General features: G+C 64.1%; 15 protein-coding genes. 8 read left to right on the forward strand and 7 right to left on the reverse strand.

The genetic code is table 11. The features are described from left to right. Nucleotides 1-26: 26 nt before the first annotated feature. Genes HD842_RS07305 through HD842_RS07325 form a run of 5 tightly spaced genes read right to left on the reverse strand, consistent with a single transcriptional unit; the run spans nt 27 to nt 6,574 of the window. The gene (locus HD842_RS07305) at nt 27-830 is read right to left on the reverse strand and encodes an oxepin-CoA hydrolase, alternative type (protein ID WP_229424627.1); all 804 of its coding nucleotides are present in this window, start codon (nt 828-830) and stop codon (nt 27-29) included. A 14-nt stretch (nt 831-844) separates the two neighbouring features. Further along, nucleotides 845-1,999 carry an acyl-CoA dehydrogenase family protein gene (locus HD842_RS07310; protein WP_183552699.1) on the reverse strand — a complete coding sequence of 385 codons (1,155 nt, stop codon included), beginning with the start codon at nt 1,997-1,999 and terminating at the stop codon, nt 845-847. A gap of 11 nt (nt 2,000-2,010) precedes the next feature. Further along, nucleotides 2,011-3,219: an acyl-CoA dehydrogenase family protein gene (locus HD842_RS07315; protein WP_183552701.1), complete on the reverse strand. Its 1,209-nt coding sequence runs from the start codon at nt 3,217-3,219 to the stop codon at nt 2,011-2,013. Between the two features lie 9 nt (nt 3,220-3,228). Further along, nucleotides 3,229-4,410 (reverse strand): acetyl-CoA C-acyltransferase, encoded by a 1,182-nt coding sequence (locus HD842_RS07320; protein ID WP_183552703.1) that lies wholly within the window; start codon nt 4,408-4,410, stop codon nt 3,229-3,231. Nucleotides 4,411-4,444: 34 nt separating this feature from the next. After that, nucleotides 4,445-6,574, reverse strand: coding sequence for a 3-hydroxyacyl-CoA dehydrogenase NAD-binding domain-containing protein (locus HD842_RS07325; RefSeq protein WP_183552705.1), 2,130 nt, complete (start codon nt 6,572-6,574; stop codon nt 4,445-4,447). Nucleotides 6,575-6,886: 312 nt separating this feature from the next. On the opposite strand from HD842_RS07325, the gene HD842_RS07330 reads away from it, so the two are divergent. The 8 genes from HD842_RS07330 to HD842_RS07365 all read left to right on the forward strand — a co-directional run bounded on the left by HD842_RS07330 (nt 6,887) and on the right by HD842_RS07365 (nt 15,220). Continuing rightward, complete coding sequence (locus tag HD842_RS07330; RefSeq protein WP_183552707.1) at nt 6,887-7,759, forward strand: IclR family transcriptional regulator; 873 nt, start codon at nt 6,887-6,889, stop codon at nt 7,757-7,759. 111 nt (nt 7,760-7,870) lie between these two features. After that, nucleotides 7,871-9,046: an ABC transporter substrate-binding protein gene (locus HD842_RS07335; RefSeq protein WP_183552709.1), complete on the forward strand. Its 1,176-nt coding sequence runs from the start codon at nt 7,871-7,873 to the stop codon at nt 9,044-9,046. Nucleotides 9,047-9,114: 68 nt separating this feature from the next. Next, complete coding sequence (locus tag HD842_RS07340) at nt 9,115-9,987, forward strand: branched-chain amino acid ABC transporter permease (protein WP_183552711.1); 873 nt, start codon at nt 9,115-9,117, stop codon at nt 9,985-9,987. Further along, nucleotides 9,984-10,937: a branched-chain amino acid ABC transporter permease gene (locus HD842_RS07345; RefSeq protein WP_183552712.1), complete on the forward strand. Its 954-nt coding sequence runs from the start codon at nt 9,984-9,986 to the stop codon at nt 10,935-10,937. The genes HD842_RS07340 and HD842_RS07345 overlap by 4 nt, the downstream gene beginning before the upstream one ends. Further along, nucleotides 10,924-11,643 carry an ABC transporter ATP-binding protein gene (locus HD842_RS07350; protein WP_183552713.1) on the forward strand — a complete coding sequence of 240 codons (720 nt, stop codon included), beginning with the start codon at nt 10,924-10,926 and terminating at the stop codon, nt 11,641-11,643. Before HD842_RS07345 ends, HD842_RS07350 begins: the two co-directional genes overlap by 14 nt. Then, nucleotides 11,636-12,355 carry an ABC transporter ATP-binding protein gene (locus HD842_RS07355; protein ID WP_183552714.1) on the forward strand — a complete coding sequence of 240 codons (720 nt, stop codon included), beginning with the start codon at nt 11,636-11,638 and terminating at the stop codon, nt 12,353-12,355. Before HD842_RS07350 ends, HD842_RS07355 begins: the two co-directional genes overlap by 8 nt. A gap of 32 nt (nt 12,356-12,387) precedes the next feature. Continuing rightward, the gene (locus HD842_RS07360) at nt 12,388-14,016 is read left to right on the forward strand and encodes an electron transfer flavoprotein-ubiquinone oxidoreductase (protein WP_183553706.1); all 1,629 of its coding nucleotides are present in this window, start codon (nt 12,388-12,390) and stop codon (nt 14,014-14,016) included. Nucleotides 14,017-14,041: 25 nt separating this feature from the next. Continuing rightward, nucleotides 14,042-15,220 (forward strand): acyl-CoA dehydrogenase, encoded by a 1,179-nt coding sequence (locus tag HD842_RS07365; protein ID WP_183552715.1) that lies wholly within the window; start codon nt 14,042-14,044, stop codon nt 15,218-15,220. A gap of 111 nt (nt 15,221-15,331) precedes the next feature. Here the strand turns inward: HD842_RS07365 and HD842_RS07370 are convergent, their stop codons facing one another. Beyond that, complete coding sequence (locus HD842_RS07370; RefSeq protein ID WP_183552717.1) at nt 15,332-16,228, reverse strand: SMP-30/gluconolactonase/LRE family protein; 897 nt, start codon at nt 16,226-16,228, stop codon at nt 15,332-15,334. A gap of 3 nt (nt 16,229-16,231) precedes the next feature. Continuing rightward, entirely contained in the window at nt 16,232-17,620 is a 1,389-nt protein-coding gene (locus tag HD842_RS07375) for an MFS transporter (protein WP_183552719.1), read from the reverse strand. Nucleotides 17,621-17,660 lie beyond the last annotated feature (40 nt).

The following is a 17,660-nucleotide window of genomic DNA, read 5'->3' on the forward strand; positions in this document are numbered from 1 at the left end:
GCTGCTCTACAGGGAGCCGGCAAACGTCATTCTTGTGGCCGACCCGTGGCTGCAGCGCTCCGCAGCGCCGCGAAAGCGGGCGCGCGTTTGTCAAAGAAGGCGGCAATGCCTTCCTGCGCTTCGTCGTCGCCCTGCGACTGCACCATCAGCGCGGCTTCCAGGTCGAGCTGGTCGGCCAGGCTTGCGGCCCCGGCATTCTCGCACAGCACCTTGATGCGCCCATTGGCATTGACTGGCCCGGCGGCCACGCGGGCAGCCAGCGCCAGCGCCTCGGCCAGCGCCTGTCCCGGCGCGGCCAGGCGGTTGACCGCGCCCAGCGCATAGAGGCGCGCGGCCGGCAGGCGCTCGCCCAGCAGGCAGAGCTCGGTCAGTAACTGGCGCGACATGCAGCGCGCCAGAAACGCCGTCGCGCCGCCATCCGGACTCAGGCCGACCCTGACATACGCCATCGAAAAGAAGGCATCGTCGGCCGCCACCACCATATCGCACGCCAGCGCCAGGGACAGGCCGGCGCCGGCCGCCCCGCCCTCGACGGCGGCAATCACCGGCTTCGGGCAGGCGCGCAGTGCGCGCACCAGGTCGTGCAAGCGTTCGACCTTTTTGCGTCGCTCGTCCGGCGCCAGTGCCCGGCGCGTGGCCAGCTGGCGCAAGTCGCCACCGGCGCAGAAAAAGTCGCCATCGCCGACCAGCACAATGGCGCCGATGGCCGGGTCCTGCGCCGCCTGGTCGAGCGCGGCCGGCAGCGCGTCGTACAGTGCCGGGGTGATCGCATTCTTCGCCGCCGGATTGCTGTTGACGAGAATGCGCACCGCGCCGTCAGTGCGCATCATGAGGCCGGGAACGTTCATGCCGGGGTGGCCTCACTGGTCTCGCGCCCGAGAGCGATATAGCGCGCCAGATGATGGTCTTCGTCACCCAGCTGATGATCGATCATCACCAGGCGCTTGGCATAGTGCGCCAGCGGCAGCTCCCACGTCATGCCGATACCGCCGTGCAGCTGGATACATTCTTCCGCCACCAGCGTGCCGATCCGGCCGATGCTGGCCTTGGCGGCTGACAGGCTGCGCTCACGCGTGATGCGGTCGGCATTCAGGGCAGACGCGGCATTGATCACCGCCGAGCGAGCCTGTTCGATCTCGAGCAGCAGGTCGGCCATGCGATGCTGCAGCGCCTGGAAGCTGCCGATTACGACGCCGAACTGCTTGCGCGTGCGCAGGTAGTCGAGGGTCGCTTCCTTGGCCGCTTCCATCGCGCCCAGCGCTTCCGCGCACAGGGCCAGCACGCCGCGTCCGACAGCGCGCTCGAGCGCCGCAAATCCCTGCCCCGGCTCGCCGAGCAGTGCGTCGGCACCGACCCGCACGCCGCTGAAGGTCAGCTCGGCCACACGGCCGCCGTCCATCGTCGGTGTACCCACCATCGACACGCCGGCCGCATCGGCAGGAACCAGGAACAGCGAGATACCCGCTTCGTCATCGACCGCGCCAGAGGTGCGCGCCGACATGACGATCCACTGCGCCTGTTCAGCGTTGGCCACCACGGCCTTGGCGCCGTCGATCACCCAGCCATCGTCGTCGCGGCGCGCGCTCGTCGCAACGCGCGCCAGTTCGTAATGCGCGCCCGGTTCATCGTGGGCAAACGCGGCGATGACTGATGCATCGGCGATGCTGGCCAACACTTCTTTCTGCGCGTCGCTGCCGGCTGCCGCAATGGCTTCGGCCGCCAGTACCGCACTGCCCAGCAGCGGCTCGAGCACCAGGCCACGGCCCAGCGCCTCGAACACGACCGCGATGTCAAAACCAGCCCCGCCAAAGCCGCCGTCTTCTTCGCGCAGCAGCATGCCCACCACGCCCAGTTCGGCGAACTGCTGCCACATGGCGCTGGAAAAACCTTCTGGCGAGGCGGCGATCTTGTGCCGCGCCTCGATGTGATATTGCTGGGCGATGAAGCGGTTCAGGCTATCGGCCAGCATGCGCCGTTCTTCTGTATGTTCGAAGTTCATGTCGCTTGCCCTTACAGTCCGAGGATCATCTTGGAGATGATGTTTTTCTGGATCTCGTTGGAGCCGCCGAAGATCGACAGCTTGCGGTTGTTGAAGTATTGCGCCGAGGCGGCGGCCGCGAAGTCGTGCCCGAAGCTAGGGCCATCATTGGCCGCATCGAGCATGTCCTGCGTGAACGGACGCGCATACACGCCCATCGCGCGCCGTGTCAGCGCATTGATCTCCTGACGGATCTCGGTGCCGCGGATCTTGAGCATCGAGCTCTCCGCGCCGGGCACGCCGCCGCCAGCCACCGCCGCGATCACGCGCAGATTGGTGGTCTTCATGTTTTCCAGGTCGATCTCGACAAGCGCCAGGCGGCGCGCAAAGCCCGGATCGTCCGCGAGCGGCTTGCCGCCGCGCGTCTGCTCCTGCGCGATGCGCTTCAAGCGCGCCAGTGCCGCCATCGAGAAGCCGACACCGGCGATATTCGTGCGCTCGTACGTCAGCAGGTATTTGGCGCAGGTCCAGCCGCGATGTTCTTCGCCGACCAGATTCTGCACCGGCACCCGTACGTCGGTGAAGAACACTTCGTTCACTTCGCGCTCGCCATCGAGCAGCGTGATGGGGCGCACGTCGACACCCGGTGACCCCATGTCGATCAGCAGGAAGCTGATGCCCTCCTGCTTCTTGGCGCCCGCATCGGTGCGCACCAGGCAGAAAATCATGTTGGCATGCTGGCCGAGCGTGGTCCAGGTCTTCTGGCCATTGACGATGTAATGCTCGCCCTCGGCGTCCACACCGCGCACGGCGCTGCACTTGACCGCCGCCAGGTCCGAGCCCGCGCCCGGTTCCGAATACCCCTGGCACCACCAGTCCGAGCCATCCAGGATGCGCGGCAGCCAGTAGTCCTTCTGCGCCTGGTTGCCGTACTTGATCAGGACCGGGCCCAGCATGTTCACGCCGAACGGCACGATGCGCGGCGTATTGGCCAGCGCGCACTCGGTCTCGAAGATGAATTTTTCAATGGCGTCCCAGCCCGGGCCGCCGTATGCTTCCGGCCAGTGATTCGCCAGCCAGCCGCGCTCATTCAGGATCGCGTGCCAGCGCTCCATGTCGGCTTTCGACAGGTGCTTGCCATTGGCGACCTTGCTTGAGAGGTCCTGCGGCAGCTTCTCGGCCAGGAATGCCCGTACCTCGTCGCGAAAGCGCTCTTGCTCAGGGGTGAAATGTAAATCCATGATGATCCTTTAGAAAATCTCGAACAGGCCCGCAGCGCCCATGCCGCCGGCGATGCACATCGTGACCACGGCGTACTTCGCGCCGCGGCGCCGGCCTTCAATCAGAATGTGGCCGGCCAGGCGCGCGCCCGTCATGCCGAACGGATGGCCGATCGAAATCGCCCCACCGTCGACGTTCAGGCGCTCGTCGGGGATGCCGAGTTGCTGCTGGCAGTAGATCGCCTGCGAGGCAAACGCTTCATTCAGTTCCCACAGGTCGATGTCGTCCACTGTCAGGCCGAAGCGCTTCAAGAGCTTGGGCACCGCGAACACGGGGCCGATGCCCATTTCATCCGGCTCGCAGCCGGCCACCGCCATGCCACGGAAGGCGCCCAGCGGGGCCAAGCCGAGGCGCTCGGCTTCTTTTGCTTCCATCATCACGCAGGCCGACGCGCCATCGGACAGCTGCGACGCATTGCCGGCAGTGACGAATTTGCCCTCGCCCATGACCGGCGCCAGCTTGGCCAGGCCTTCATAGGTCGTGCCGCGCCGGTTGCAGGTGTCTTCGGCGATCGTGACTTCGCACTGGCTGACTTCCTTCGTCTCCTTGTCGGTGACAGCCATGGTCGTCGTGCAGGCGACGATTTCTTCGCTGTAGCGGCCGGCCAGCTGCGCCGCCTCGGTCTTGCGCTGGGACTCGAACGAGAAGCGGTCCTGCGCTTCGCGGCTGATGTTGTAGCGCGCAGCGACGATGTCGGCGGTGTCGATCATCGGCAGATACAGGTCCGGCTTGTGCTCCAGGATCCACGGGTCAATGCCGGAATCGCCGCTGTCGCGGCTGCGGATGTGCGAGATGCTTTCCACGCCGCCGGCGATGATGGCCGGCGCGCCGTCGACGATGATACGGCCGGCGCCGATGGCGATCGCCTGCAGGCCTGACGCGCAGAAGCGGTTGACGGTCGTGCCGGCAATGGTGATCGGCAGGCCGGCGCGGATCACGCTCTGGCGCGCGATATTGCGCCCGGTGGTGCCTTCCGGGTAGCCGCAACCGAGAATGGCGTCCTCGATCATGGCCGGATCGATGCCGGCGCGCTCGACGGCGGCGCGTACGGCGAAGGCAGCCAGCTGGGCGCCGGGGGTGATGTTGAATTCGCCGCGGTGCGCCTTGGTCAGCGGGGTGCGGGCAGTTGAAACGATGACAGCTTCGCGCATGGCGAGTCTCCTGACAAATTGATGACGATAGGGTCTACGCGGATTGATTCAGGCTGGCGAAATTGGCGCCCTTGTCAACCAGCTCGACCAGCAGCGGCGACGGCTGCCAGAACAGCGGGGCTTCCTTGGCAAACTCGCGGATGTCGGCCAGGATCGTCGGCAGGCCGACCGTGTCGGCATACTGCATCGGGCCACCGCGGTAGCGCGGGAAACCGTAGCCGTGCACGAACGTCACGTCCACATCGAGAGGCCGCAGGGCGATCTTCTGGTGCACGACATTGGCGCCCTCGTTGATCATCGCGGCCAGGTAGCGGCGCACGATCTCGGCGTCGCTGAAGCTGCGCGGCGCTTTACCTGACAACGCGCCCGCGCGGGCCCGTTCGGCATCGATGATGGCCTCGACTTCCGGATCGGGTGTGCCGACGCGGGCGCCGTCCGGATACAGGTAGTAGCCACGCCCGGTTTTCTGGCCAAACCAGCCCCGTTCGCACAGGCGGTCGGCAATCTGCACGTAACGTGCGCGCGGGTCACGCGTGGGGGCGCGCCGCTTGCGGGTGGCCCAGCCAATGTCGCCACCGGCCAGGTCGGACACCTGGAACGGGCCCATCGGATAGCCGAAGTCGCGCAGCGCCTTGTCGATCTGGTAGGGCGAGGCGCCGTCTTCCATCATCGCGTGGGCAGCCTGGCCATACACGGCGAGGATGCGGTTGCCGATGAAACCGTCGCACACGCCGGCGCGCACCGGCACCTTGCGCAGCTTCTTTGCCAGGTCGAAGGCGGTGGCGACCACGTCGTCGGCCACCTTGGCCGGCACGACGATTTCGAGCAGCTTCATGATGTTCGCCGGCGAGAAGAAATGCAGGCCCACGACATCCTGCGGGCGCGAGATAGCGGCTGCAATTTCGTCGATGTCGAGGTAGGACGTATTGGTGGCCAGCACCGCACCGGGTTTGCAGACCCGATCGAGTTCGGCAAACACGGCGTGTTTCACGGCCATGTCCTCGAACACGGCTTCGATCACCAGATCGGCCTGGGCCAGCGCGTCGTACGACGTGCTGCCATTAAAGCGCGCCATGGTGGCGTTTTTGGCCTCCGGCGTGATGCGGCCCTTGGCGATCAGGCCGTCATATACCTTCTCGACATGCTTGCGGCCACGCGCCAGCGCCTCGTCGTCGCGCTCGATCATCGTGACCGGCAAGCCGGCATCGAGGACGGCAACGGCGATGCCGGCGCCCATCGTGCCGCCGCCAACGACGCCGATGCGCTCGATCGGTCGCGGCTTGGCGCTGCGCGTCTCCGGCGCCCGGGCCGTTTCGCGCTCGGCGAAGAAGGCATGCACGAGGCCGGCGCGCTGCGGGCTGTCGAGGCATTCAAGGAACAGCTTGCGCTCGAGCGCCTGGCCTTCATCGAATGGAAGCTCAAGCGCGCCCTGCACCGCGTCCACGATTTTCAGGGGCGAGAACAGGCCGCGCGATTTTTTGGCCGTCTCGGCGCGTGCGCTATCGATCGCGGCGCGCTGGGCTGCCGTGTCGGCGAGCTGCGTGGCGTCACGGGTGCGGCGGACCGGCGCCCCGCCCTGCACCAGCTCCTGCGCATACGCCAGGCCTGCTGCGAGCGGGTCGGCGCCATCCACCACCCGGTCGACCAGGCCCAGTTTTGCCGCTTCGGCCGCGCCAACGTGGCGACCGCTCAGCATCATGTCGAGCGCTGCGGCGGCGCCGATCAGGCGCGGCGTGCGCTGGGTGCCGCCAGCGCCCGGCAGCAGGCCAAGCGCCACTTCGGGCAAACCCAGTTTTGCTGCCGGCAGCGCCAGGCGGTAGTGCGCCGCCAGCGCGATCTCGAGTCCACCACCAAGCGCAGCGCCGTGGATGACGGCAATCACCGGTTTGCTGCAGGCTTCAATGCCGTTGCAGACGTCAGGCAGGAACGGCGTCATCGGTGGCTTGCCGAACTCGCGGATATCGGCGCCGCCGATGAAGGTCTTGCCGCTGCCGACGATCAGCACGGCCTTGACCGCAGTGTCGGCCCCGGCCGCGTCGATCGTTGCAGTCAGGCCGCGTCGGACGTCGACGCCAAGTGCATTGACGGGAGGATTGTCGATGGTGACGACGAGAATGTCGCCGTGCATGGCACGAGCGACCGGGCCAGTTGCGCCGGTGTGCATGAGCTGTCTCCTTGATTTTATGTCGGATGCTACATCGGTTCGCTGTGCGAAACCGTGTTTTGCATTTCTTGTTGCGATCAACGATAACCGATTTTTCGCGAAAATGTAAACGACTTCGCGGTGCCGCTTTTGCGGGAAAAACCGGAAGATCCGGTGATTCGCTGTGCGAAATGCATCGATTTAGCGTAATTACCCATACCAGGTGTTTCGCTCTGCGAACGACCATTTCACAAAAACTGTTGACACCCGCGTTTTCGGTATGTGAATATCCGACTCAAGCCCAGCCGGAGATGCCGGGCATAGGAGACAAGAATGGACTCGATCCAGTCACTGGAAGACCCTTTGCTGGCGGCACCGGCCACCTCGCAAGCGCTACCGCAAGCGCAGCAGGACGACCCGTCCGACGAAGACAACGGCAAGGACCGCCAGTTCGTCACGGCCCTGGCGCGCGGCCTGGAAATCCTGCGCTGCTTCCGCCCGGGCGAGGCATACCTCACCAACAGCGAAATGGCCAAGCGCACCGGCATGCCCAAGCCGACGATTTCACGCCTGACCTACACGCTGACCAAGCTCGGCTACCTCACCTATTCGGCTGACCAGGGCCGTTACCAGCTCGGCGCCCCGGTGCTGGCGCTCGGCTACACCCTGCTCGCCAACCTCGACGTGCGCAAACTGGCCCGGCCTGCGATGCAGGAACTGGCTGAGTACGCCCAGTGCAGCGTGGCGATCGGGATCCGCGACCGCCTGCACATGGTGTATGTCGAGGCCTGCCGTGGCAGCGCTGCGGTCACGCTGCGGCGCGATGCCGGTTCGCGCATTCCGCTCGCCACAACCGCGATGGGCAAGGCGTATCTGTGCGGCTTGCCGCAAACCGACCGCGATTTTTTGATGGACCATATCCGCCTGACGGCTGACACCAACTGGCCCAAGATCAAGACCGACATCGAACAGGGCTTCAAGGATTATCAGGACCGCGGCTTTGTCCTGTCGTCCGGCCTGTGGGACGCGAACATCAGCGCAGTGGGGGTGCCGCTGCTCGACCAGGACATCGCCCGGACGATGGCGTTTAACTGCGGCGGCCCGGCCTTTTTGCTGCCCTACGAAAAACTGGTCGAGGACCTCGGTCCGCGCCTGGTGCAACTGGTGCGCAACGTGGAAATCAGCATGGGCCGGCATATCGGCTAGCGGTGCCGTGGTACCGGCAATCAAGGAGCGACGCCGCTGCACGCGGTGAGGCCCCCGGCTTGCCGTCGTTTTTGACTATTCCTACATTCACTAAAAAATAACGGAGACATGATGAAGGCAAACAAGATCGTCCTCGCCATCCTGGCATTGGGCACCGTCGGCACCGTCGGCAGCATCAACCTGGCCAGTGCCGACGAGTTTCTGGTCGGTGTGCAGATTCCGCTGACCGGACCACTGGCCCGCGTCGGCCTGGGCACCCAGGAAGGCATCCGCGTCGCGGCCGAGGTCTTCAACAAGACCAACGGCAAGCACACGATCAAACTGATTACCGTCGATGACGAATCGGCGCCGGCGAAGGCCGTGGCGGCAGTGGAAAAGCTGGCCAGCCAGAACGTGGTGGCCATCACGGGCGGTTACGCATCCAACAATATCTCGCCAGCCTCGGATGCCGCCGGCAAACTGGGCCTGGCCTATGTGACGTCGGGCGGCGTTGACGATGGCCTGGTCAATGCCGGGCGCAAGAATTTCTTCCGCATCAATAACACCCAGGGTTACCAGAAGGCGCTCGTTGGCCTGCTCACCGACCTCAACGTCAAGTCGGTGTCGATCATCTATTCGACCAAGGATGCGACCCACGGCCTGGCCGCGGACGTCGAGAAAACCCTGGCAGCCAAGGGCGTCAAAGTCGTCACGCACGCGTTCGATCCGTTGATCACCGACTTCAAGCCGATCATCAACAAGGTGAAGCTGCGCGACCGCTCCGAATTCATCGTCATGGTCGGCTACGAAAACGACTACGTCGGCATCCTGCGCGCCGCGCGCGTCCTCAAGCCGAGCATCAAGGGCGTGGCCGGCGTGTGGTCGCTGGCAACGCCGAAGATGGCGGCCGATTTCCCGGACCTGATGCCGAACGTCTACGGCACTGCCGTGCTGCCATTCCCGGTGCAGTTCTCGACCGAAGAAGGCAAGCGCTTTGCCGACGGCTACAAGGCGCTGCTGAACAAGGACCCGGATTACCTGGGCCAGTTCGGCTATGTCCAGTCGATGCTGCTGTTCGAAGCGATCGCACGCGCCGCCGACAAGGGCACGCTGAAAAAAGGTGGCGTGATTGACGAAATGCGCAAGACCGATCGCCAGACCCTGATCGGCCGGGTGCAGTTCGACGCCAGGGGCGACAACCCGAACTTCACGCAGCGCATGGGCCAGCACCAGGGCAAGAAGGTCGAACTGGTGTGGCCAAAGGAATCGGCCACCGCCAAGCCGGTGTACCCGGGCCTGCCCTGGTAAGCCTGTAAGCGCATGAGCGAGACGGGCAGGATCCCCCTGCCCGCGTGAATAATCGATTGGATGCAGAAATGACGGACTTGATTCTACAAGCCGTGTATTCCGGGTTGTTGCAGGGCGGCTCCTACGCCCTGATTGCACTGGGACTGGCGCTCGTGTTCGGCGCCATGAACGTGATCAACCTGGCGCACGGTGAACTGGTATTGCTGGCGGCGTACATCGCCTACACGGTCGAATCGCAACTCGGCTGGAATCCGCTGGCCGCGATTCCCGCCGCCGTGATCATCGTGACCATCACCTCGAGCCTGCTGTATTTCCTGGTCAGCCGGGTGACGGTGCACCGCGAAATCAATTCGCTGACGCTGACCTTCGGCGTCGGCGTGATCCTCACCAACCTGGTCCTGATGATCTGGAGCGCCGATGTGCGCACGACAAGCTCGACCTGGATGCAGGAAGCCTTCATCGTTGGCGAGCTCTACAGCATGCGCAGTGAAGTGCTGTTCTTTGGCGTGAGCCTGGTGCTGATCGTGGCGCTGTGGTGGTGGTTGTCGCGCAGCTGGTATGGCCGCGCCGTGCGCGCCGTATCGAGCAACCGCGACGCGGCCAAGCTGATGGGGATCAATCCTGGCCGCACGGAGCTGGTGTCGTTCATCGTGGCCGGCATCCTGGCCGCCTTTGCCGGTGTCGCTCTGTTCAGCTATGGCGTCGTCACGCCGGGCTATGGCAGCGTACTGACCGTGAAAGCCTTCATCATCACCGTGCTGGCGGGCCTCGGCTCGATCCCCGGCGTGCTGATCGGCGCAATACTGCTGGGCGTGGCCGAATCGCTGACGATCACGCTGGCCAGTTCGGCTTTGCAAGAGCTGGCCGGCATGGGCCTGTTCCTCGTGGTGCTGTTCGTGATGCCCAATGGCCTGTTTGGTGTGGCACGGAGGCGCGGATGAAACTCAACAAACTCCTGATCGCCACGCTGGTGGCGACGTACCTCGTGGTGCCATTCGCGCTGGGCGGCAACAGCTATGTCATGAGTCTGGTCATCGCCTCGCTGATCATTGGCGGCGTCGCGCTGTCGTGGGCGCTGCTGGGCAACCTGGGCGGCATGGTCAGCTTCGGCCATGCGGCGTTCTTTGGCGTGGGCGCCTACACGTCGGCCGTGCTGACGATGCAGTACAACGTGCCGGTCTTCATCGGCCTGATGCTGGGCGGCGTCGGTGCGGTGCTGTCGGCGGTCCTGATGCTGCCCGTGCTGCGCCTGCGCGGCCCCTACTTTGCGCTGGCAATCCTGGCGTATGCGCACATCTTCCGCATCGTGGCTACCGAATGGACGTCAGTCACGAACGGCGCCGGCGGCATTGCCAGGATCCCGGCCCTGCCGACCGTGTTCGACTACAATTTCGGCACCCACACCGGCAATTACCTGGTGATTCTGACGATGGTATTGCTGTTTGCCTGGGCCTATGATCTCATCCGCCGCAGCCCGCACGGCCTGGCCCTGCGCGCCATGCACGACAGCGAGGATGCCACGCGCGTGGTGGGCGTCAACAACACGCTGCTCAAGGGCCTGATGCTGCTGGTGTCGGCCTTCATGTGCGGCGCCGTGGGCGCCTTCAATGCCCACTACATCAACTTCCTCGAACCGGATTACGCCTTCAGTGCGGTATGGGTAACGATCCCGATCGTCGCAGCGATCTTCGGCGGCTACCGCACCATCACCGGTCCCCTGATCGGCGCCGTCGTGGTGTACCTGGTCGACCAGTTATTCATCAAGAACTTCATGCCGACCGGTCACCAGTTGGTTCTCGGCGTGGTGCTGGTCGTGATGATCATTGCCAGTCCGGATGGCCTGCTGGGCATGATCCGCAGGGCGCTAAGGAAAAAACATGCTGCAACTTGAAAACGTCACTGTCCGCTTCGGCGGCCTCACGGCGGTCAACGATGTCACGCTGGCGGTCGGCACGGGGGACCTGGTGGGCCTGGTCGGCGCCAATGGCGCCGGCAAGACCACGCTGTTCAATGCCATTTCGGGGCTGGTGCGCCCGACCACGGGCCGCATCCTGTTCAATGGCGCCGATGTGCTCAAGGCGCCGATGTACCAGCGTGCGCGCATGGGCATCGGGCGCACCTTTCAGATCCCGCAACCGATGCACGAGCTGACCGTGCGCCAGAACCTGGAAGTGGCGCAGCGCTTTGGCACCGGTTCGGTCGACAAACGCCGCATCGACGAGATCCTGGACTTCACCAACCTGGCCGCCAAGGCCGGGCGTGATGCATCGAGCGGCCTGGCGCTGACCGAACTGAAGGCGCTCGAAGTGGCCAAGGCGCTCTCGACCAACCCGAAACTGCTGCTGCTCGACGAAGTGCTGGCTGGGCTGGAAACGAGCGGCAAGCGCAACTTCATGAACATGCTCAAGGACCTGCACGCCAAGTTCTCGGTCGGCATCCTGATCATCGAGCATGACATCGAGACCATCAGCAATCTATGCCAGCGGGTGGCGGTGCTGAACTTCGGCGGCATGATCGCCGAAGGTACGCCGGCCGAGGTCTTCAACAACCCGGCCGTCATCAAGAGCTATACCGGAGGCGAGGTCGACCATGCTTGAGATTCAGAACGTGCGCGCCGGCTATGGCGCGATCAATGTGCTGTGGGATTTGTCGCTCAGCATCGCACCGGGCAAGCTGACCACGATCATCGGCCAGAACGGCGCCGGCAAGACCACACTGCTGCGCGCCATGATGGGCTTGATCCCCGTGTCGCAAGGGACGATCACGCTCGACGGCAAGCCCCTCAACGGCACCCCGACCTGGGACATGCACAAGGTCTCGATGGCGATGATCCCCGAAGGCCGCATGGTGTTTCGCGACATGACCGTCGAGGAAAACCTGATGATGGGCGCCTTTGCACCGCAGCACAGGGCGCATGCGGCGCGCAATCTGGAGCGCTCGTTCGAGATGTTCCCGCGCCTGCGCGAGCGGCGCCGGCAGATGGCCGGTTCGCTGTCAGGCGGTGAAGCGCAGATGCTGGCCATGGCGCGTGGCCTGATGAGCGATCCGAAGGTCCTGATCATCGATGAGCCATCGCTGGGCCTGGCGCCGGTGATGGTCAATGAACTGTTCGCGATCCTCAAACGACTCAAGGACGATGGCCGCACGATGATCCTGGTCGAGCAGAACACCCACCGCGCAGTGGGCGTGGCCGACCACGTCTACCTGATGCAGAGCGGTAAAGTGGTGCTGTCGCAAGCGGCGAGCGAAGTCAGCCTCGAGCATCTGCACGGGCTGTATTTTGCACGCGAGAGCGGGGTCACGGCATGAATCTGATCGAACAATACGGCCCGCGTGAGGCGATGGAATACGACGTCGTGGTCGTCGGCGGCGGGCCTGCCGGCCTGTCGGCGGCGATCCGTCTGAAACAGCTGGCTGCTGAGAAAGGCCAGGAAGTCACAGTCTGCGTACTGGAAAAAGGCGGCGAGCTGGGCGCGCACATTCTGTCCGGTGCGGTTATGGATCCCCGCGCGATCAACGAACTCATCCCTGACTGGAAAGAACAAGGCGCGCCGCTCAACACGGCCGTGACCGAAGACCGCGTCCTGTTCCTGAGCGAGACCAAATCGTACGCCACGCCGGCGTTTGCCATTCCGCCGGCACTGGCGAATCACGGCAACTACGTGATTTCGCTGGCCAATGTGGTGCGCTGGCTGGGCCAGCAGGCCGAAGCGCTGGGCGTGGAAATCTTCCCCGGCTTCCCGGCCGCTGAAATCCTGTACAACGAAGACGGCTCGGTCAAGGGTGTTGCGACTGGCAATATGGGGGTAAAACGCGATGGCGAGCCCGGCCCTGACTTCCAGCTCGGCATGGAGCTGCATGCGAAGTACACGTTCTTCGCCGAAGGGTCGCGCGGTAATCTGGGACGCCAGCTGATGGCCAGGTATGAACTGAACAAGGGCAAGGACCCGCAGACCTACGGCATCGGCATCAAGGAGCTGTGGGAAATCGATCCGGCCAAGCACCAGCCGGGCCTGGTGATCCACACGGCCGGCTGGCCGCTGCCAAACGACACGTATGGCGGCTCGTTCCTGTATCACCTGGAAAACAACCAGGTTGCAGTCGGCTATGTGGTCGGGCTGTCGTACCAGAATCCGTACCTGTCGCCGTATGAAGAATTCCAGCGCTATAAAACACACCCGGCGATTCGCGGCTTCTTTGAAGGCGGCAAGCGCATTTCGTACGGCGCGCGTTCGATCACAGCCGGCGGCCTGCAATCTTTGCCCAAGACCGTATTCCCGGGCGGCGCGCTGATCGGCTGCGATGCGGGCTTTTTGAACACCAGCCGCATCAAGGGCAGCCACGGCGCGATCAAGACCGGCATGCTGGCGGCCGAAGCGGCGTTTGCCGCGCTGGGAGAAGGCCGCACGAGCGACGAGCTGACGAGCTTCCCTGCCGCGTTTGAAAAATCGTGGCTGCACGAAGAGCTGCACGTGGCACGCAACTTCAAGCCGTGGATGAGCAAGGGCCTGGTGCTGGGCACCATCATGACGGGCATCGACCAGATCGTGTTCCGCGGCAAGGCGCCCTGGACGCTCCACCACAAGCACGCCGATCACGAATGCCTGAAGCCGGCGGCGCACTTCAAGCCGATCGTCTATCCGAAGCCGGATGGCAAGCTGACCTTCGACAAGCTGTCGTCGGTGTTCATCTCGAACACCAACCACCGTGAAGACGAGCCCATCCACCTGACGCTCAAAAATCCGAGCGTGCCGGTCGACGTCAATCTGGCCAAGTACGCCGGGCCCGAGCAGCGTTACTGTCCGGCCGGGGTGTACGAGTACGTCAAGCGCGAAGACGGTGGCGACCGCCTGCAGATCAACGCCCAGAACTGCGTGCATTGTAAAACCTGCGACATCAAGGATCCGACCCAGAACATCGTCTGGGTGACGCCCGAAGGTGGCGGCGGCCCGAACTATCCGAATATGTAACGACCATTTTATAAAAGAGACCAACATGACAACCAAAGCTGCTTTCCACTGGGATGACCCGCTGCTGATCAACGGCCAGCTGACGGACGAAGAGCGCATGGTGCGCGACGCCAGCGCTGCCTATTGCCAGGACAAGCTGCGTCCGCGCGTGCTCGAAGCATTCCGTAACGAGTCGATGGATGTGTCGATCTTCCGCGAGATGGGCGAACTGGGCCTGCTCGGCCCCACCATTCCCGAGCAATATGGTGGCCCGGCGCTGAACTACGTCGCCTACGGCCTGATCGCACGCGAAGTCGAGCGCGTCGACTCGGGCTACCGCTCGATGATGAGCGTGCAATCGTCGCTCGTGATGGTGCCGATCTTCGAATTCGGCAACGAAGCGACCAAGCAGAAATACCTGCCCAAATTGGCCACCGGCGAATGGATCGGCTGTTTCGGCTTGACCGAACCGAACCACGGCTCGGATCCAGGCTCGATGATTTCGCGCGCGCGCAAGGTCGAGGGCGGCTACAGCCTGTCCGGCGCCAAGATGTGGATCACCAACTCGCCCGTGGCGGACGTGTTTGTCGTGTGGGCGAAGGATGACGAAGGTGCTATCCGCGGCTTCGTGCTCGAAAAAGGCTGGAAGGGTTTGTCGGCCCCGGCAATCCACGGCAAATTCGGCCTGCGCGCCTCGGTCACCGGCGAAATCGTCATGGACAATGTGTTCTGCCCGGAGGAAAACGCGTTTCCCGACGTGCGCGGCCTGAAAGGTCCGTTCACCTGCCTGAACTCGGCCCGCTACGGCATCGCCTGGGGTGCATTGGGTGCGGCGGAAGATTGCTGGCACACGGCGCGCCAGTACACGATGGACCGCCAGCAGTTCGGCAAACCGCTCGCGGCGAACCAGCTGGTGCAAAAGAAGCTGGCCGACATGCAGACCGAAATCACGCTCGGCCTGCAGGGCTGCCTGCGCCTGGGTCGCATGAAGGATGAAGGCACGGCGGCGCCGGAAATCACGTCGATCATGAAGCGCAATTCGTGCGGCAAGTCGCTCGACATCGCCCGCGTGGCGCGCGACATGCTGGGTGGGAATGGCATTTCGGATGAGTTTGGCATCATCCGGCACATGGTCAATCTGGAAGTGGTCAATACCTATGAAGGCACGCATGATATTCATGCGCTGATCCTCGGTCGCGCGCAGACTGGCATTGCGGCGTTCTGACCATCGCGATCATTGCGTCACCGTAGGGTGGACGGGTTCCCCGTCCACGCGTTCAACGCTCATCGAATGCATCTGAACGCGTGGACGGCATAGCCGTCCACCCTACGTTGGCTACACGGCGAATGGCGCCTCTGCGATCCCTTTTACACCCGGCCGCAGGATGACGACCGAGCCGGCGTCACCGCCAGCATTGCCTGCCCCCGCCGGATCGATCGAGGTCACGAGCAGCAGATCAAGATCCGGCCCGCCAAACGCGCACATCGACGGCTTGGCCATCGGCAGCGCGATTTCCCGATCCAGCTTGCCTTGCGGCGTGAAGCGCTGCACCACGCCGCCATCATTGGCGCAGCTCCAGTAACAACCGTCGGCATCGACGGCTGCCCCGTCCGGCCTTCCGAGTTGCCCGGTCAGGTTTAGAAACACGCGCTCATTGTGCGGGAGGCCGGCTTCGATATCGTAATCGTAAGCCCACACGAGGCGCCGCTGCGGATGCGAATCCGACAGGTACATCGTGCGGCCATCCGGCGACCAGGCCAGGCCGTTCTGCGTCAGCAGATTGCGCACCACCGGCCCATGCAGGCCACCGGCGGCGCTGTAGCGATACAGCCCGCCCACCGGGCGCGCAGCGCCCATGTCCATGAACATGGTGCCGCTCCAGAACCGGCCCTGCCGATCGCAGCGCCCGTCGTTGAAACGCATGCCCTCGCCCAGTTCGGCCGCCACCGGCGCAGCCAGCCGGGAGGCGTCCAGCGTGCCATCGGCATTCAACGCCAGGCGAAACAAACCCGTCTCCATCCCGGCGATCAGGCTGCCGTCGCTGCTCGCCGCAATGCAGGCCACCATCTCGGGCGCCGTCCAGTGCAGCAGCGCGCCGCTGGCATGGTCCCTGCGCCAGATGCGGCGCGCAGGGATGTCGACCCAGTACCAGGCAGCCTGCCCCGCGTGCCACAGCGGGCTTTCACCGGTGGCGCAGTGCACGCCCGCGATACGTTCAACGTCAGCAACCATCGATTACAACCCCTTGATTTCACGGTGCTGCGGCACCAGCATTTTCATGACCGTCCACGCCACCAGGTAGGCCACGGCGCAGATCGAGAACATGATCATATACCCGGTCTGCAGCTGGCCCAGTGCGCCGTAATGGTCGAACAGCCAGCCACCGAGCTTGGTGAGCAGCACGCCACCCAGGCCACCCGCCATGCCGCCGATACCGACGACTGAACCCACGCTGTGTTTCGGGAACATGTCCGAGACGGTGGTGAACAGGTTCGCCGACCAGGCCTGGTGCGCCGAGGCGCCGATGCCAATCAGGATCACGGGGACCCAGAAGCCCAGGTAGCCAAGCGGTTGCGCCAGCAGCACGACCAGCGGGCACAGGGCGATGACGAGCATGGCCTTCATGCGGCCATGATAGATGTCGGCACCCCGGTTCAGGAACCAGGTCGGCAGCCAGCCGCCACCGATACTGCCCACCATCGTCATGCTGTACAAAACAGCGAGCGGGATGATCATGTCGGTGGCCGACATGCCGTATTGAGCCGACATGTATTTGGGGAGCCAGAACAGGAAGAACCACCACACGCCGTCGGTCATGAATTTGCCGAAGGCGAAGGCCCAGGTCTGGCGGTAGCCCAGCAGCTTGAACCACGAGCCTTTGACTGGCGTGCCGGTGGGCGCCACCGTGACACCGGCGTCGCTGTTGATGTAGGCCAGTTCGGCCGCCTTCAAACGCGGCTGCTGTTCCGGCGCATCGTATAGCCAGATCCACAGGCCCATCCACAGGAAGCCGATGCCGCCGATGACGATGAAAGCCGACTGCCAGCCCCAGTGCGCAGCGATCAGCGGCACGGTCAGTGGCGCCAGGATCGCGCCGACGTTGGCGCCCGAATTGAAGATGCCGGTGGCGAACGAGCGCTCGCGTTTCGGGAAGTATTCGGCGGTCGCCTTGATCGCGGCCGGGAAGTTACCGGCTTCACCGACTGCCAGTACCGCGCGGCCGATCATGAAGCCGGCCACGGACACGGGCACGACGGCCAGGCCGATACTGGTGAAGACCGTGTTGACCGCTTCGCCGATGCCGATCGCGTACGCGTGGCCGATCGCGCCCAGCGACCAGATGACGATGGCCAGCACATAGGCGCGCTTGGTGCCCATGCGGTCGATCACGCGCCCGGCGAACAGCATCGAGATCGCGTAGACGAACTGGAAGGTCGCCGTGATGTTGGCGTAGTCGGTATTGGTCCAGTTGAACTGCTCGGTGAGCACCGGTGCGAGCAGGCTCAGGACCTGGCGGTCCAGGTAATTGATGGTGGTGGCGAAGAACAGCAGCGCGCAGATCGTCCAGCGATACCTGCCCACCACCGACTGCGCCGGTGTTACGTCGATGACTTGCTGATTCATGGTGATCAGTTCTTTTCAAGTTGGGTGACAGCCGGCGTCT

It is taken from the genome of Massilia aurea (genome assembly GCF_014200505.1).
Lineage (GTDB): Bacteria > Pseudomonadota > Gammaproteobacteria > Burkholderiales > Burkholderiaceae_D > Telluria > Telluria aurea_B.

Bases quoted from the DNA above. Each gene is read 5' to 3' on its own strand.
- HD842_RS07305 (WP_229424627.1), bottom strand. From the start codon at position 830: ATGATGCGCACTGACGGCGCGGTGCGCATTCTCGTCAACAGCAATCCG.
- HD842_RS07310 (WP_183552699.1), bottom strand. From the start codon at position 1,999: ATGAACTTCGAACATACAGAAGAACGGCGCATGCTGGCCGATAGCCTG.
- HD842_RS07315 (WP_183552701.1), bottom strand. From the start codon at position 3,219: ATGGATTTACATTTCACCCCTGAGCAAGAGCGCTTTCGCGACGAGGTA.
- HD842_RS07320 (WP_183552703.1), bottom strand. From the start codon at position 4,410: ATGCGCGAAGCTGTCATCGTTTCAACTGCCCGCACCCCGCTGACCAAG.
- HD842_RS07325 (WP_183552705.1), bottom strand. From the start codon at position 6,574: ATGCACACCGGCGCAACTGGCCCGGTCGCTCGTGCCATGCACGGCGAC.
- HD842_RS07330 (WP_183552707.1), top strand. From the start codon at position 6,887: ATGGACTCGATCCAGTCACTGGAAGACCCTTTGCTGGCGGCACCGGCC.
- HD842_RS07335 (WP_183552709.1), top strand. From the start codon at position 7,871: ATGAAGGCAAACAAGATCGTCCTCGCCATCCTGGCATTGGGCACCGTC.
- HD842_RS07340 (WP_183552711.1), top strand. From the start codon at position 9,115: ATGACGGACTTGATTCTACAAGCCGTGTATTCCGGGTTGTTGCAGGGC.
- HD842_RS07345 (WP_183552712.1), top strand. From the start codon at position 9,984: ATGAAACTCAACAAACTCCTGATCGCCACGCTGGTGGCGACGTACCTC.
- HD842_RS07350 (WP_183552713.1), top strand. From the start codon at position 10,924: ATGCTGCAACTTGAAAACGTCACTGTCCGCTTCGGCGGCCTCACGGCG.
- HD842_RS07355 (WP_183552714.1), top strand. From the start codon at position 11,636: ATGCTTGAGATTCAGAACGTGCGCGCCGGCTATGGCGCGATCAATGTG.
- HD842_RS07360 (WP_183553706.1), top strand. From the start codon at position 12,388: ATGGAATACGACGTCGTGGTCGTCGGCGGCGGGCCTGCCGGCCTGTCG.
- HD842_RS07365 (WP_183552715.1), top strand. From the start codon at position 14,042: ATGACAACCAAAGCTGCTTTCCACTGGGATGACCCGCTGCTGATCAAC.
- HD842_RS07370 (WP_183552717.1), bottom strand. From the start codon at position 16,228: ATGGTTGCTGACGTTGAACGTATCGCGGGCGTGCACTGCGCCACCGGT.
- HD842_RS07375 (WP_183552719.1), bottom strand. From the start codon at position 17,620: ATGAATCAGCAAGTCATCGACGTAACACCGGCGCAGTCGGTGGTGGGC.